At 72.2% G+C, this 14,181-nt stretch carries 16 protein-coding genes; 11 read left to right on the plus strand and 5 right to left on the minus strand.

Annotated elements, in window-relative coordinates; translation table 11 throughout:
• Positions 1-37: 37 nt before the first annotated feature.
• Entirely contained in the window at positions 38-1,885 is a 1,848-nt protein-coding gene (locus tag WDV06_RS12920) for a phosphatidylglycerol lysyltransferase domain-containing protein (RefSeq protein ID WP_395509829.1), read from the minus strand.
• 152 nt (positions 1,886-2,037) lie between these two features.
• Here WDV06_RS12920 and WDV06_RS12925 point away from each other — a divergent pair, with 152 nt between their 5' ends.
• Positions 2,038-3,147 (plus strand): alpha/beta hydrolase, encoded by a 1,110-nt coding sequence (locus tag WDV06_RS12925; RefSeq protein ID WP_395509830.1) that lies wholly within the window; start codon positions 2,038-2,040, stop codon positions 3,145-3,147.
• Positions 3,148-3,229: 82 nt separating this feature from the next.
• Here WDV06_RS12925 and WDV06_RS12930 read toward each other — a convergent pair whose 3' ends face one another.
• Positions 3,230-4,195, minus strand: a complete 966-nt coding sequence (locus WDV06_RS12930; RefSeq protein WP_395509831.1) for an ABC transporter ATP-binding protein — start codon at positions 4,193-4,195, stop codon at positions 3,230-3,232.
• A gap of 162 nt (positions 4,196-4,357) precedes the next feature.
• On the opposite strand from WDV06_RS12930, the gene WDV06_RS12935 reads away from it, so the two are divergent.
• The 4 genes from WDV06_RS12935 (at position 4,358) to WDV06_RS12950 (ending at position 7,965) form a co-directional block, all read left to right on the plus strand.
• Positions 4,358-5,050 (plus strand): ABC transporter permease, encoded by a 693-nt coding sequence (locus WDV06_RS12935; protein ID WP_395509832.1) that lies wholly within the window; start codon positions 4,358-4,360, stop codon positions 5,048-5,050.
• 4 nt (positions 5,051-5,054) lie between these two features.
• Positions 5,055-5,729 carry an ABC transporter permease gene (locus WDV06_RS12940; RefSeq protein ID WP_395509833.1) on the plus strand — a complete coding sequence of 225 codons (675 nt, stop codon included), beginning with the start codon at positions 5,055-5,057 and terminating at the stop codon, positions 5,727-5,729.
• A 44-nt stretch (positions 5,730-5,773) separates the two neighbouring features.
• The gene (locus tag WDV06_RS12945) at positions 5,774-6,763 is read left to right on the plus strand and encodes an ABC transporter substrate-binding protein (RefSeq protein WP_395509834.1); all 990 of its coding nucleotides are present in this window, start codon (positions 5,774-5,776) and stop codon (positions 6,761-6,763) included.
• A gap of 98 nt (positions 6,764-6,861) precedes the next feature.
• Positions 6,862-7,965, plus strand: coding sequence for a hypothetical protein (locus WDV06_RS12950; RefSeq protein ID WP_395509835.1), 1,104 nt, complete (start codon positions 6,862-6,864; stop codon positions 7,963-7,965).
• A gap of 33 nt (positions 7,966-7,998) precedes the next feature.
• Here the strand turns inward: WDV06_RS12950 and WDV06_RS12955 are convergent, their stop codons facing one another.
• Positions 7,999-8,652 carry a TetR/AcrR family transcriptional regulator gene (locus WDV06_RS12955; protein WP_395509836.1) on the minus strand — a complete coding sequence of 218 codons (654 nt, stop codon included), beginning with the start codon at positions 8,650-8,652 and terminating at the stop codon, positions 7,999-8,001.
• Positions 8,653-8,767: 115 nt separating this feature from the next.
• On the opposite strand from WDV06_RS12955, the gene WDV06_RS12960 reads away from it, so the two are divergent.
• Complete coding sequence (locus WDV06_RS12960) at positions 8,768-9,640, plus strand: NAD(P)-dependent oxidoreductase (RefSeq protein ID WP_395509837.1); 873 nt, start codon at positions 8,768-8,770, stop codon at positions 9,638-9,640.
• 10 nt (positions 9,641-9,650) lie between these two features.
• Here the strand turns inward: WDV06_RS12960 and WDV06_RS12965 are convergent, their stop codons facing one another.
• Both WDV06_RS12965 and WDV06_RS12970 read right to left on the minus strand, forming a co-directional pair.
• Positions 9,651-9,863 carry a hypothetical protein gene (locus tag WDV06_RS12965; protein WP_395509838.1) on the minus strand — a complete coding sequence of 71 codons (213 nt, stop codon included), beginning with the start codon at positions 9,861-9,863 and terminating at the stop codon, positions 9,651-9,653.
• Between the two features lie 41 nt (positions 9,864-9,904).
• Entirely contained in the window at positions 9,905-11,047 is a 1,143-nt protein-coding gene (locus WDV06_RS12970; RefSeq protein ID WP_395509839.1) for an NADH-quinone oxidoreductase subunit D, read from the minus strand.
• A 31-nt stretch (positions 11,048-11,078) separates the two neighbouring features.
• On the opposite strand from WDV06_RS12970, the gene WDV06_RS12975 reads away from it, so the two are divergent.
• The 5 genes from WDV06_RS12975 to WDV06_RS12995 all read left to right on the plus strand — a co-directional run bounded on the left by WDV06_RS12975 (position 11,079) and on the right by WDV06_RS12995 (position 14,104).
• Positions 11,079-11,570, plus strand: a complete 492-nt coding sequence (locus WDV06_RS12975; RefSeq protein WP_395509840.1) for a PH domain-containing protein — start codon at positions 11,079-11,081, stop codon at positions 11,568-11,570.
• Entirely contained in the window at positions 11,567-12,883 is a 1,317-nt protein-coding gene (locus WDV06_RS12980) for a PH domain-containing protein (protein WP_395509841.1), read from the plus strand. The genes WDV06_RS12975 and WDV06_RS12980 overlap by 4 nt, the downstream gene beginning before the upstream one ends.
• Before the next feature lie 124 nt (positions 12,884-13,007).
• A complete protein-coding gene (locus tag WDV06_RS12985) occupies positions 13,008-13,340 on the plus strand; it encodes a hypothetical protein (RefSeq protein ID WP_395509842.1) in 333 nt (110 codons plus the stop codon).
• A 22-nt stretch (positions 13,341-13,362) separates the two neighbouring features.
• On the plus strand, positions 13,363-13,674 hold the full coding sequence (locus WDV06_RS12990; protein WP_395509843.1) for a pore-forming ESAT-6 family protein: 312 nt from the start codon (positions 13,363-13,365) through the stop codon (positions 13,672-13,674).
• 49 nt (positions 13,675-13,723) lie between these two features.
• Positions 13,724-14,104 (plus strand): DUF6507 family protein, encoded by a 381-nt coding sequence (locus tag WDV06_RS12995; protein ID WP_395509844.1) that lies wholly within the window; start codon positions 13,724-13,726, stop codon positions 14,102-14,104.
• Positions 14,105-14,181 lie beyond the last annotated feature (77 nt).

Raw genomic sequence — 14,181 nt, forward strand, 5'->3', positions numbered from 1 at the left:
CCTGGTGGGCGCGGGGGCGTTCGTGGTGCCGGGGCGGTTACGCCGCCTGGACCTCGCGGTCCGGCTGGGCGGGGATCTCGGCGTGCGTGTGGGCGCAGGGGCGCTCCTGCTTCGGGCGCCGGCGGCTCTCGAAGAGGCGGGGGAGGGCCAGGGTGACGAAGCCCTCGGCCTGCATCACGGCGAAGCCGATGCGGGGGAGGTCGCGGTGGTGGCGGTAGACCATGAAGCGCGGCTCCCAGCGGGGGCGGAACTTCTCGTTGAACTTGTACAGCGACTCGATCTGGAACCAGCGCGAGAGGAAGACGAGCAGGCTGCGCCAGGCGCGCAGGACCGGGCCGGCGCCGATCTTCTCGCCGCGGGCGAGGGCCGCGCGGAACATCGCGAAGTTCAGGGAGACCTTCTCGATCTTCAGCTCGGGGGCCTGCTGGAGGGCGGCGACGATCAGCAGCTCGTTCATGCCCGGGTCGGCGCCGCGGTCGCGGCGCATCATCTCCAGGGACATGCCGTCCTTGCCCCAGGGCACGAAGTGCTGGATGGCCTTGAGGTCGCCGAAGGGGCTGCTGTCGCCCTCCTCCACGCGGTGCGCGGTGGCGATGATGCAGTCGCCGTCGCCCGGGTCGCCGATGCGGCCGAGGGCCATGGAGAAGCCGCGCTCGGTGTCCGTGCCGCGCCAGGCCTCGGCCGCGCCGCGCACCTGGGACAGCTCGAACTCGTTCAGCTCGCTGACCCGGCGGACCTTGGTGGTGTAGCCGTTGCGCTCGATGCGCTTGACCATCTGGCGGACGTTGCGCATGGGGCGGCCGGCGAGGGAGAAGTCTTTGACGTCGACGATGGCCTCGTCGCCGAGCTCCAGGGCGTCCAGGCCCGTCTCGCGGGTCCAGACCTCGCCGCCGGTCTCGCTGCAGCCCACGACGGCGGGGGTCCAGGAGTGGGCCTTGGCCTCCTCCATGAACCGCTCGATGGCGCCGGGCCAGGCCTCGACGTCGCCGACGGGGTCGCCGGAGGCGAGCATCACGCCGGAGACCACGCGGTAGGTGACGGCCGCCTTGCCGCTGGGGGAGAAGACGACGGCCTTGTCGCGGCGCAGCGCGAAGTGGCCGAGCGAGTCGCGGCCGCCGTGCTTGGCGAGCAGCTCGCGCAGCTTCTCCTCGTCGGCCGGGGTGAGCCGGGCGGCCGGGTGCTCGGGTCGGAAGGCGAGGTAGATCGTGGTGACGGCGGTCAGCATGCCGAGGGCGCCGAGGGAGTAGCCGACGGTCCAGCTCACCCGTCCGGCGTAGTCGACGGGGCCCTCGAAGCCGAAGAGGCCGTAGACCACGTGGGTGATCTGCTCGTAGAGGCTGGGGTGGCCGACGACCTTGTTCGGGTGGACGTTGACGATGACCAGGCCCAGGCCGATGGAGCCGGCGCTCATCAGAACGAAGTTCGCGAGCGCCTTCCAGCGGCTGCGCGGGTCCGGAAGGGCCTTGAATTCACCCTGATGGCGTACGAGCAGGGCGAGGAGCACCGCCGAGATGACCACGCTCACGAACGAGTGGCGGTAGGCGAACTGGGCGACGGCACCGGCGGGCAGCAGGATGACCGAAGCCCTCCAGGCGCGCCGCTTGCGCCGCTTGAGGCCGTGCGCGAGCAGGAGGATCAGGACGCCCGCGCTGATGGAGAGGGCCGCGGCGAAGGGGCCCAGGGAGCCGGGCAGCACCTCGGTGACCGCGTGGATCCGGCTGTGGCGGAATCGCGGGAAGACGCCTGCCGCGATGTCCAGAAGGCCGACGATCATGACGGCCGTACCTACGAGACCGGGCACCGACTCCGACTTGGGTCCGCGGAAGATTCGCCGGACCTTACTCGGAACCTGTCCCGACTTATCGCCATCTATCCTGCTAGACATCGCTTCCCGTTGCTCCGCGAGAGATCATGTGGCCGAAGGCCGCGACAGCCTCCGGAGTGTGGTGCGTCCACTAGGACGACATCGAGGAGGAGCGGGTTCACTCTTCCGTCGGAAAAATCCAGTCCTGCCATCAGAAAGTCGACTGACTGCTCATGGGTCTCACCAGTAATGCCGTTCTGGTCCTGGCCATCATCGCGGGTGTAGCGCTGTTCGCGGTGACGGTCTGGCTCTGGCCGAAGCTCTCGGGCCGCACCTGGCGGGCGGTCCTCGGCCGGGTCGGCCTCCTGCTCGCGACCCAGCTGGCACTGTTCTCGGCAGTCGGTCTCGCCGCCAACAAGTCGTTCCTCTTCTACGGTTCCTGGGCCGACCTGTTCGGTCAGCAGACGGCGATCGGCAAGGTCGTCGACCACTCGATGAGCAGCAAGGACATCAAGGTCCTCGACAAGCAGAAGCTGGACGTCCCCGGCGGCGGCCAGCCGCAGGTCGGCGGTCAGATACTGAAGGTGGCCATCACCGGGCAGAAGTCGAAGATAACGAGCCCCGGCTACGTCTGGCTCCCGCCGGAGTACTTCCAGCCGCAGCACAAGGACAAGAACTTTCCTGCCTCCATCGTCCTGACGGGTTACCCGGGTACCGCGGAAAACCTGATCAAAGGGCTGAACTACCCCATGACGGCCTTCAAGCAGGCCAAGCAGGGCAAGATGAAGCCGATGATCCTGGTCATGCTGCGCCCGACGATCGCGCCGCCGCGCGACACCGAGTGCGTGGACATACCGGGGGGCCCGCAGACGGAGACCTTCTTCGCGCAGGACCTGCCGCAGGCCATCCAGGGCACGTTCCGGGTCGGCAAGAAGCCGCAGAACATGGGCTTCATCGGCAACTCCACGGGCGGCTACTGCGCCCTGAAGATCGCCGCGCACCACCCGCAGGTCTTCGGCGCCGCCGCGGGCCTGTCCGCGTACTACAAGGCGGCGGACGACCCGACGACCGGTGACCTCTTCCACGGCGACGAGAAGCTGAAGAAGGCAGCGGACGTGCTGTGGAGCGTGGAGAACAAGAAGCCGACCGGCACCTCCTTCCTCGTCACCACGAGCGAGAAGGGCGAGGACAACCTGAACGACACCAGGAAGTTCATCAAGCTGGTCAAGGGCCCGGACCGGGTCTCCTCGATCATCCTCGACAGCGGCGGCCACAACTTCAACACCTGGCGCCGCGAGATCCCGCCGATGCTGGTGTGGATGAGCAGCCGGATGCAGGCCTGAGGCCGGGCGGCAGCAGCGGTGAAGTACCGAGCGGTCAGCCCGCTCGCGCGTGGTCGGGGCCCGACGGGAGTCGGGCCCTTCGTCATGCCGCCGGCGGGTCGGCCCGGCGCAGCGCCCGGTGGACGCCCTCCGGGGTCAGTACGCCGACCAGCGCGCCGGACTGCGGATCCGTGACCCCGATGCGGCCCGCGTCCTCCTGGAGCAGGACGGCCAGCGCCTCGCGCAGCGACGCCCCGAGCGCCACCGAGCCGGCCGGGGCCTCGCCCTCCCGGGCCGCCGTCAGGTCGTCCTCCCCGACCGGGGTGACCGCGAGCCGCTTCAGGCCCCGGTCCGCGCCGACGAAGGAGGCCACGTAGTCGGTGGCCGGGGCGCCGAGGACCGCCGCCGGGCGGTCGAACTGCTCGATGGTGCCCTCCCCGTAGACCGCGATGCGGTCGCCGAGCCGCACGGCCTCCTCCAGGTCGTGCGTGACCAGGAGGATCGTCTTGCGGACGGTCTTCTGGAGGGTGAGGAACTCGTTCTGGAGCCGCTCGCGCACCACGGGGTCCACCGCGCCGAAGGGCTCGTCCATCAGCAGCACCGGCGGGTCGGCCGCGAGGGCCCGGGCGACCCCGACGCGCTGGCGCTGGCCGCCCGACAGCTGCTCGGGGTAGCGGCCGCCGAACACGGCGGGGTCCAGGCCGACGAGTTCGAGGAGCTCGGCCGCACGGGCGCGGGCCTTGGCCTTCGGGGTGCCGATCAGCTGCGGGACGGTCGCCGTGTTCTCCAGGACCGTCTTGTGCGGGAACAGCCCGACCTGCTGGATGACGTACCCGATGCGGCGGCGCAGCTCGACCGGATCGGCGGCGGAGACGTCCTCGCCGTTCACCAGGATCCGGCCCGAGGTGGGCTCGATGAGCCGGTTGACCATCTTCATCGTGGTCGTCTTGCCGCAGCCGGACGGGCCCACCAGCGTGACCAGCTCGCCCTCCGCGACCTCGAACGACAGGTCCTCGACCGCCGTCGTCCCGTCGGGGTAGCGCTTGGTCACATGCTCGAATCGGATCACCCCGCCATCCTGCCCCACCGGTGTGCGCGGCGGACCAAGGCTTTGTGAGGGGAGTGTTGCACGTGTGCGAATGATTCCGGCCAGAGCGGGCGCCGGGGGTTATGGTCGCACTGGCCGGGTCTTCGGGTACGCGTGTGCGAGGAGAGTAGGGGGGTGGGCGGCATGGCGGTACGGAACTGCCTGGTGGCGAACGACTGGATCTGCTGGGACTACGTCAGCTCCCGCGCTCCGGAACTCACCGACGCCACCCTCGAACACGTCTGGATCACGGCGGTCTCGGTGCTCATCGGCGTCGTCGTCGCCGTCCCGCTCGCCCTGCTGGCCCGCCGCGGACGCCGCTGGGCGGCCCCCGTGCTGGGCCTGACCACCCTGCTCTACACGGTGCCCTCGCTCGCCATGTTCTCCCTGCTGCTGCCCCTCTTCGGGCTCTCCGCGGCGCTTGTGGTGACCGGACTGGTGCTCTACTCGCTGACCATCCTGGTCCGCAACGTCCTGGCCGGACTGGAGGCCGTACCCGAGGAGGTGCGGGAGGCCGCGCGCGGCATGGGCTACGGCCCGGCCCGGCTGCTGTGGCAGGTCGAACTGCCGCTGGCGCTGCCCGCGCTGCTCGCCGGGGTGCGGATCGCGACCGTCTCCACCGTGGCGCTGACCACCGTCGGGTCCATCGTCGGCAAGGGCGGGCTGGGCAACCTGATCGCCCCCGCCGTGAACAGCTCCTTCAAGGCGCAGGTGCTCACCGCCTCCGTGCTGTGCGTCCTGCTCGCGCTGGTCGCGGACCTGCTGCTGCTGGGCCTCCAGCGGCTGCTCACCCCCTGGACGAGGGCCGGCCGTCCGGCGCGGACGAAGGGGGCCTGAGGCCGTGGGAGTGCTGGGGAAGGCCTGCGACTGGCTCGCGGACGGCGCCAACTGGTCGGGTGCCGACGGTGTCTGGCACCGGCTCGCCGAGCACCTGCTGGTCAGCGGGATCGCCCTGGGCGTCGCCTGCGCGGTGGCCCTGCCGGTGGGACTGTGGCTGGGCCACGTCGGCCGGGGCGGCGCGGTCGCCGTGAACGTCTCCAACGCGGGACGGGCCGTGCCGGTGTTCGCGGTACTGGCCCTGTTCATGGTCTCGCCGCTGCGCAGCGCCGGCTACCTGCCGACCGTGGTCGCGCTGGTGCTGTTCGCGGTGCCGCCGCTGCTGACCAACGCCTACGTGGGCATGCGCGAGGTGGACCGCTCGGTGGTCGAGGCGGCCCGGGGCATGGGCATGTCCGGCCGGCAGCTGTTCTGGCGCGTGGAACTGCCGCTCGCCCGGGGGCTGGTGATGACCGGGCTGCGCTCGGGCGCCGTGCAGGTGATCGCCACCGCCACGATCGCCGCGATGGTCGGCCAGGGCGGCCTGGGCCGGATCATCACCGCGGGCTTCAACACGTACAACACCCCGCAGGTGGTGGCGGGCGCCCTGCTGGTCGCGCTGCTGGCCCTGCTGGTGGAGGGACTGCTGGTGGCGGCGGACCGGCTGCTGCTGCGCCGTGGCCGCCCGGCGGCGCGCTGAGGCCGTCCCTTCCGTCGCTTTTCCCCTGAATTCCAAGGAGCATGATGAGCAAGTCCACGCGCATCCTCGGCGCGACCCTGGTCGCGGCGGCCCTGACCGTTTCGCTCAGCGCGTGCGGGGGCGACAGCCTGGAGAAGAGCAAGGACGGCGGCTCGTCGTCCTCGTCCTCCTCGTCGGGGGGCGGCGCCAAGGGCAGGCTGGTGGTCGGCGCGGCCGGGTTCACCGAGTCCAACGTGCTGGCCGAGCTGTACGCGCGGCTCCTCGCGGACGCCGGCTACGACACCTCCGTCACCACGGTCAACAACCGCGAGCTGTACGAGCCTTCGCTGGAGAAGGGCGAGATCGACGTGGTCCCGGAGTACGCGGCCACCCTCGCGGAGTTCCTCAACGCCAAGGTGAACGGGCCGAACGCGCCGAAGGAGAAGCCGGTCGCGTCGAGCGACCCGGCCGCGACCGCCGCGGCGCTGGAGAAGCTCGCGGCGCCGCTGGGGATCAAGGCGCTCCCGTTGGGCGCCGCCGTCGACCAGAACGCCTTCGCGGTGACCAGGGAATTCGCGCAGAAGAACAACCTGAGGACGCTTTCCGATCTCGGAAAGTCCGGCCAGAAGGTGAAGATCGCGGCGGGCGACGAATGCGCCGTCCGCCCCTTCTGCGCACCGGGGTTGGAGAAGACGTACGGAATCCAGGTTTCCGGTATCGACCCGAAGGGCGTGGGCACCCCGCAGGCCAAGCAGGCCGTCAAGGACGGGGTGGACCAGCTCGTGCTGACCACCACCACCGACGCCACCCTGGACGGTTTCGGTCTGGTGCTGCTGGAGGACGACAAGAAGCTCCAGAACGCCGACAACGTGCTCCCGGTGGTCAACGCCAAGGACGCAGGGGCCCCGGAGATCGGTGCCGCGCTGGAGCGGCTGACGAAGGTGCTCACCACCGCCGACCTCGTCGAACTCAACCGCAAGGTGGACGCGGAGCGGGCGAAGCCCGCCGACGTCGCGAAGGCCTATCTGGAGTCCAAGGGCCTGCTGAAGAAGTAGCGGTCACACCGTCGACGGCCGAATGCGGGGAAACCGCGCGGGAAGAGATTGCCGGGCGGGTACCCCACAGGAGGTCCACGCCCTGTAAATTTCAGGCCATGCCCCGTGGACGTCACCGCAATCCCGAGCCCCTGCACCGACTTCTCACGCCGACGGCCGTCGGCGGGGTTTCCGTCGCCAGCGCCGGCGCGGCCTGGCTCCTCGCGGAACCCCTCGCGCTGCGCCTGCTCGTGGCCCTCACGGCGGCTGCGGGCCTCGGCGGCGCCGTCCTGATGCGCTCCTGGGACCGGGCGGCCGGCCGCCGGGTGGCGGAGCTGGCCCGCGAGCGGGTCAAGGACGAGTGGAAGACGGACGAGCGCATAGCCGAGCTCGAATCCGACCTCGAAGAGGCCCGGGTCCTGCGCGCCAGGCTGGACGCCAAGCTGCGCGCCAAGCGGGTCGAACTCGCGGGCCTGCGCGGCGAGCACGCGGCGCTGCTGCGCCGGTACGCCACCGCCGAGACCGAGCGGGCCAGCGCGCTGGAGAAGCGGCGGCTGCTGGCGCTGGAGAACGCCGGCGCGCCGAAGGAGCTTCCGGCGGTCTCGGAGGAGCGCACGGGCAGCGGGGCGCCGACCGCGGTGGGGTACGCGCGGGCCAACGCGGCGATGGCCGCGCTGCTGAAGAAGTCCGAGGCGCGCGCGGCGGCGGCCGCGGCCGCGGCTTCCGCGCCGAAGGAGCTGGCCCCGGCGGCGCCGGCCCCGGCCCACACCCGTACGGCGTCCGCCGCCTCCGCCGCGGTGCCCGTGCCCGCCTCCGCCTCCGCTCCCGCCCCGGCTGCCCCGGCGCGGCGGCCGGCGGCGCCGGTGGCCCCGTACGCGGCCCAGCGGCGTTCGACCTCGCGGGTGGAGGGCGGCTTCGACTTCTTCGGCACCAAGAACGCCGCCCAGGCGCGTGCCGCGATCGAGTCCGTGCAGAACGAGGACCTGGCGGACGTGGTCGGCGCGGAGGCGCTGGCCGCGCACCAGGCGGAGTCCGCGCAGGCCGCCCGGGCCGCCGAGGGCGGTGCCGAGACCGGTGCCGAAGCCGGTGCCGCGCCCCAGGACGGGCCGGAGCCCGCGCCGGATGCGGCGGAGCAAGGCGAGGGCGGCCAGGTCATCGACCTGACGGCCCACGACGAGACCGAGCCGATCGACGTGGTCCGCCTCCGCACGGCCATCTCGTAGGGCCGCCGCCCGCCCGGCCCCCGGCGGGTCCCGTCAGGGGGCGTACGAGGCCACCAGGCGGGAGAGGTGGCGGCCCGCCAGGAGCAGCGGGGTGCGGGACCGGGTGACCTGGGAGGTCATCTCGGCGCCCTCCAGCGCGGCGACGACGGTGACCGCCAGGTCGCGGGAGTCCTCCTCGCCGATGCCCGAGGCGCGCAGCTTGGCCGCCACGAGCTCGTGCCAGTTGCCGAAGGACCGTGCGCACGCCTCCTGGAGCTCGGGCAGCCGTCCGACCGACTCCAGGGCCGTGGCCGTGACCGGACATCCGTCGCGCCAGTCCGAGGCCGCGAGGGCGTCGGCCAGGACCCCGGCCGCCGCCTCGATCGCCCGGGCGGCGTCCGGGTCGCAGTCCAGTGCCGCGCCCAGCAGCTGCGCGAACTCCCCGTCGCCGTAGCCGATCGCGGCGACTGCGAGCTCCTGCTTGCCGCCCGGGAAGAAGTGGTAGAGCGAGCCGAGCGTGGCCTCCGCCTCGCGGACCAGCTGTTTGACCGGGGTGCTCTCGTATCCGCCGTGCTGCATCAGGCGGGAGGCCGTGCGCACCAGCCGCTCGCGCGTCCCCGGTTCCGCCTGCCGCCCGGCGCCCGCCGTCTTCGCGGTGTCCGCCGTCTTCCCGGCTCCCCGCGCCGTCCCTGCCCCTGTCGCTGCCATGCGGAGGATTCTAGCCGGGGAAATGGATAGAGCGTTCGTTCTAGCCCGTGCTACGGTCGTCCCGGGCGCTGGATAGAGCGTTCGTTCTAGAAGGATCACGTGGGGAGCACTCGTCATGAACCAGGTTTCGATCATCGGCCTCGGCCCCATGGGCCAGGCCATGGCCGCCGCCTACCTCGACGCCGGCTACGCCGTCACCGTCTGGAACCGCAGCCCCGGCAAGGACACCGCGCTGGTGGCCCGCGGGGCACGGCGGGCCGCGACCGCCGCCGAGGCCGTCGCCGCGAGCACGCTGAGCGTCGTCAGCCTCATCGACGTCGACGCCGCCTACACCGCGCTCGCCGACGCCGACCTCGACGGCCGGGTGCTGGCCAACCTGTCCTCCGACGTCCCCGAGAAGGCGCGGGCGGCCGCCGGCTGGGCCCGGGAGCGCGGGGCCTCGTACCTCACCGGCGGGGTCAACGTCCCCCCGGCCGGCATCGGCCGGGAGGGAGCCTCGATCTTCATCAGCGGCCCCGGGGAGGTGTACGGGCAGCACCGCGCCGCGCTCGACGTCCTCGGCGCCACCGACTACCGCGGCGCCGACCCGGGCCACGCGCAGCTGTACTACCAGCTCAACATGACCATGTTCTGGACCGCGTACACGGGCTGGTACCAGGCCGTCGCCATCGCCCGCGCCAACGGGCTGACGGCGGCCGACATCCTCCCGTACGCCGGCTACACAGCCGACAGCATGCGCGCCTTCTACGAGGGCTCCGCGCCGCTCGCCGACGCGGACGACCCCGACGGCACCGCCGCCCGCCTCGCGATGTGCGCGGCCAGCCTGGACCACGTCGTGCACACGGCCGCCGACTCCGGCGTCGACACCGGGATCCTCGCCGCCCACGCCGCGCTGTACCGGCGCGGGGTCGACGCGGGCTACGGGGCCGACGGCACGGCCCGCCTGCTCGGACTGCTCGCCTCGCCGCAGGCGGCCGCGGCCCGGTAGCCGCGCGGGCTCAGAACAGGGGGAGCTGGCCCGGGTGCGGGCCCAGGGTGAAGCCGTCCAGGGTCGGGGCGGAGGCGCCCAGCACCACGCGCGCCCGGGAGCCGGGGCAGGACACCAGGCCGGCGCGGCGCCCCGCCGGGGGGTCGTGGCGGGCGATCCGGCCGGCCGTCACCGCGCAGTCGCGGCCGCAGGCGGGGCAGGCCCGTCGGGGGGAAGCGGACATGCCCCCAGTCTGCCCTGCCCCACCGACACCGCCCCGCCGGCCTACTTGTCGATGTCGCCGACCACGAAGAACAGCGAGCCGAGGATCGACACCATGTCCGCGACCAGCTGCCCCGGCAGCAGCACCGCCAGCGCCTGGATGTTGTTGAAGGAGGCGCTGCGCAGCTTCAGCCGGTACGGGGTCTTCTCACCCTTCGAGACCAGGTAGTAGCCGTTGATGCCGAGCGGGTTCTCCGTCCAGGCGTAGGTGCTGCCCTCGGGGGCCTTCAGCACCTTCGGCAGCCGCTGGTTGACCGGCCCCGGCGGCAGCTGCTCCATCCGGTCCAGGCAGGCCACCGCCAGGTCCAGGGCGTTGTGGGTCTGGTCGAGGAGCACCTCGAAGCGGGCCAGGCAGTCGCCCTCGGTCCGGGTGACCACCTTCAGGACGTCCTGGAGCTCCCCGTACGCCAGGTACGGCTCGTCGCGGCGCAGGTCGAAGTCCACGCCGGAGGCGCGGGCGATCGGGCCGGAGACCCCGTACGCGTGCACCGCCTCGGCCGACAGGACCCCGACGCCGCGGGTGCGCCCGCGGAAGATCTCGTTGCCGTGGACGAGCTTGTCGTAGACGTCCATCCGGGTGCGGACGTCGGCGATGGCCGCCCGGGCCCGGCCGAGCCAGCCGGCCGGGAGGTCCTCCTTGAGGCCGCCGACCCGGTTGAACATGTAGTGCATGCGGCCGCCGGAGATCTCCTCCATGACGGCCTGGAGCTCCTCGCGCTCGCGGAAGGCGTGGAAGATCGGGGTGATACCGCCCAGTTCGAGGGGGTACGACCCGAGGAACATCAGGTGGTTCAGGACCCGGTTCAGCTCGGCGAGGAGCGTACGCATCCACACCGCCCGCTCGGGGACCTCCATGCCCAGCATCCGCTCGACGGCCATGACCACGCCGAGCTCGTTGGAGAAGGCCGACAGCCAGTCGTGCCGGTTGGCGAGCATGACGATCTGGCGGTAGTCGCGGGCCTCGAACAGCTTCTCCGCGCCCCGGTGCATGTACCCGACCACGGGCTCGGCGCTGGCGATGCGCTCGCCGTCCAGGACGAGCCGCAGCCGCAGCACGCCGTGGGTGGAAGGGTGCTGCGGTCCGATGTTGAGCACCATGTCGGTGCTCTCCGCCGCGCCGCCGATGCCGACCGTGGTCTCCGTCATGCGCGCATTGTCGCAGTCCTAGGCTGGGGCGATGGAAATGGGGACGACGGGTGAGACGGACCGGCCCGAATGGGTGGGCCTGCCGGGTGGGCTCCTGGCCCTGCGACGGCTGCTGCTGGTGGTGTGGACGGTCCTCCTGACGGTGGCGACCGCGCTTCCCCTGGCCCTGTTCGCCGGTGCGGGCTGGGCGGCCTTCGGGGCGATATGGCCGCTGGCGCTGGTCTGGGGGTGGGTGCTGCTCGGGCGGAACTGGCGGTCCTGGCGGTACGCGGAGCGGGCGGACGACCTGCTGATCAGCCGGGGGGTGCTGTGGCGGGAGGAGACGGTGGTCCCGTACGGGCGGATGCAGCTGGTGGAGGTGACCTCGGGCCCGCTGGAGCGGCGCTTCGGGCTGGCCTCCGTGCAGCTGCACACGGCGGCGGCGGCCACGGACGCCAGGATCCCGGGCCTGGCCCCACAGGAGGCGCAGCGGCTGCGCGACCGGCTGACGGAGCTCGGCGAAGCCCGATCGGCCGGCCTGTGACGGCCCCCGCACCGACCCCGCCGGGCACCGAGCGGCGGCTGCACCCGCTCACCCCGCTGCGCCGGGCCTGGGTGCCGGTCGCCGCCACCGCCGGCGTGGTCGTCCAGCAGGGGGAGCGGGCCCAGGAGTGGGCGCTGGCGCTGCCCGTGTGGTTGCGGCTGCTCGTCCTCGCCGGGGTGGTCCTCGTCTTCGGTGCGTACGGTTTCCTCGGCTGGTGGTTCACCCACTACGCCGTCACCGGCACCGAACTGCGCATCCGCACCGGCCTGGTCTTCCGGCGCACCGCCCACATCCGCCTCGACCGGGTCCAGGCCATCGACGTCACCCGCCCCCTGCTGGCCCGCCTGGCCGGGGTCGCCGCGCTGCGCATCGACGTCATCGGCACCGAGGACAAGGACGAACTGGCCTTCCTCGGCGAACGGGACGCCGTCGCCCTGCGGGCCGAGCTGCTGGCCCGGGCCGCCGGGTTCGCCCCGGCCGAGGCCACCGCGCTCGGCGAGGCCCCCGAACGGGAGCTGCTGCGGGTGCCGGTGCGGGACCTGGTGGTCTCCCTGCTGCTCAGCCTGGACGCGTGGGCCGCCCTCGTGGGCGGGCTCGCGGGCCCGGTGATCGTGTGGCGGCTCAGCGACAGCCTCTGGGCGGCCGTGGTCACCGTGGTGCCGCTGCTCGGCGCGGTCTGGCGGGGCAGCGTGGACCGCTTCCTCTCCGGCTACGACTGGCGGGTAGCCGAGTCCCCCGACGGGCTGCGGCTGGACCACGGGCTGCTGGACCGGTCCCACGAGACCGTGCCGCCGGGCCGGGTGCAGACCGTGCGGATCGTGGAGCCGCTGCTGTGGCGGCGGCGCGGGTGGGTGCGGGTGGAGCTGGCCGTGGCGGGCTCCGAGAACGGGGTCCTGGTGCCGGTCGCCACCCGGGACGCCGCCCACGCCCTGATCGCCCGGGTGCTGCCGGGCGCGGACCCGGCGGCGCTGGTCTTCGCGCCGCCCCCGCGGCGGGGTGCGCGGTGGGTGGTCCCGGTGTGGTGGAAGGGGTACGGGCTGGCGGTCTCGCCGGAGCTGTTCGCGACCCGGCACGGGCTCCTGTGCCGGCGTACGGAGATCGTTCCGCACGCGAAAGTGCAGAGCGTGCGCCGTACGCGGGGTCCTTGGGAGCGGATCTGCGGGGTGGCCGACGTGCACGTGGACACCGGCGCGGGCAACACCGTCACCGCCCGGCTCCGGGCGGCGGACGAGGCAACCACCGTGCTGTACGCCCAGGCGAGCCGTTCCCGCACCTCCCGCGCGGCGGCGCGGCCCGACCGCTGGATGGCCTGAAACCGGGCTCCGACGATTTTCGGACAGAGGTTCCGGCCAACTGAAACCGTGTTTGTGTTCGCAACGTCCCTTCGGTAGACAGGTAGGCACGGATGTGACGGCGCAACACGTCAGGGGTGGGTGCATGAAGTTCGACATGGGCAGCACGACGCTGTCCGAGCTGGGCAAGGCCACGAGCGGCTCCAGCGACGACCTCGGCACGCTGATCAAGCTGCTGATCGCGGCCGCCGACCCGTTGGAGGGCAAGTTCAACGGAGTGGGACGGGCCGCCTTCGACTCGTTCAAGCGGCGTTCGGACGCCGTCACCGCGGAGCTGAACGGCTCCCTGCGTGCGATCCTCGGCGGTCAGCGCGGCATGGACACCTCGTTCACCACCGGTGACCACGAGCAGGGTGACAACGCCCACCAGAACATGGGCTCCGCGAACTTCGACGCCGCCCGCTTCGGCGCGCGCTGAAACCCCGGGGGATAGAGGAGACATGGGACAGAACCAGGACCGCACCTCGTACGACGTCGCCGCCTCCGTGGAGGTCCAGGGCGGCCTCGGCGGGATCATCGGCCAGCTGGAGCGGGTGCTCGGCGACCGTGACGCGGCGGTGAAGGCGGCGATGGCCGAGTTCACCGCCGACGGGGTCTCGGACGAGTACCACGGCAAGGAAGTCCGCTGGAACAAGGCGGCCAACGAGGTCCGCGACATCATCCGCCTCGTCCGCAACACGCTGGAGCAGAACGACGCGACCGCGCAGGCGACGCTCGCGAAGGCCAAGGCGGCGGTCGACGGCATCGGCTGACGCCGGCCCGAGCAGCGGACGCAGGAACACGGGGACACGGGGGTAGGTCATGGACTGGGACATCAAGCCGTCCGGCGTGCAGGGCGTCGTCAACAAGACGATCACGGCCGCCGAGGGTTTCCAGAAGGCGGGCACCTCGCTCCAGAAGGAGCTGCCGGAGGCTGCCAAGCACGCCGGCACCGTCACGCCCGGCGGCGGAACCGGCGGTGAGGGCGGTGGCATGGGCCCGATCGCCGGGGCGCTGGGCGAGCTCATGGCCTCCCACCAGCAGCGGCTGGGCTTCATCTCGGCACGTACGGAGGCCTCGCTCAACGGGGCCATCAAGGCCACGACGGCGTACGTGCACGGCAACATCGAGCAGGCGGAGAACGCCCAGCGCGAGGCACTGAAGGAGCCCAAGGTCGATCTGCCGGGGGCGGAGAAGAAGTGACCGACCACGTACCGATCAATCCGTGCACGATTCCGCAGTTCACGGGTGACCTGGACGCGTTGGAGAAGAACAAGACG

The organism is Streptomyces racemochromogenes (genome assembly GCF_044129415.1).
GTDB lineage: Bacteria > Actinomycetota > Actinomycetes > Streptomycetales > Streptomycetaceae > Streptomyces > Streptomyces racemochromogenes_A.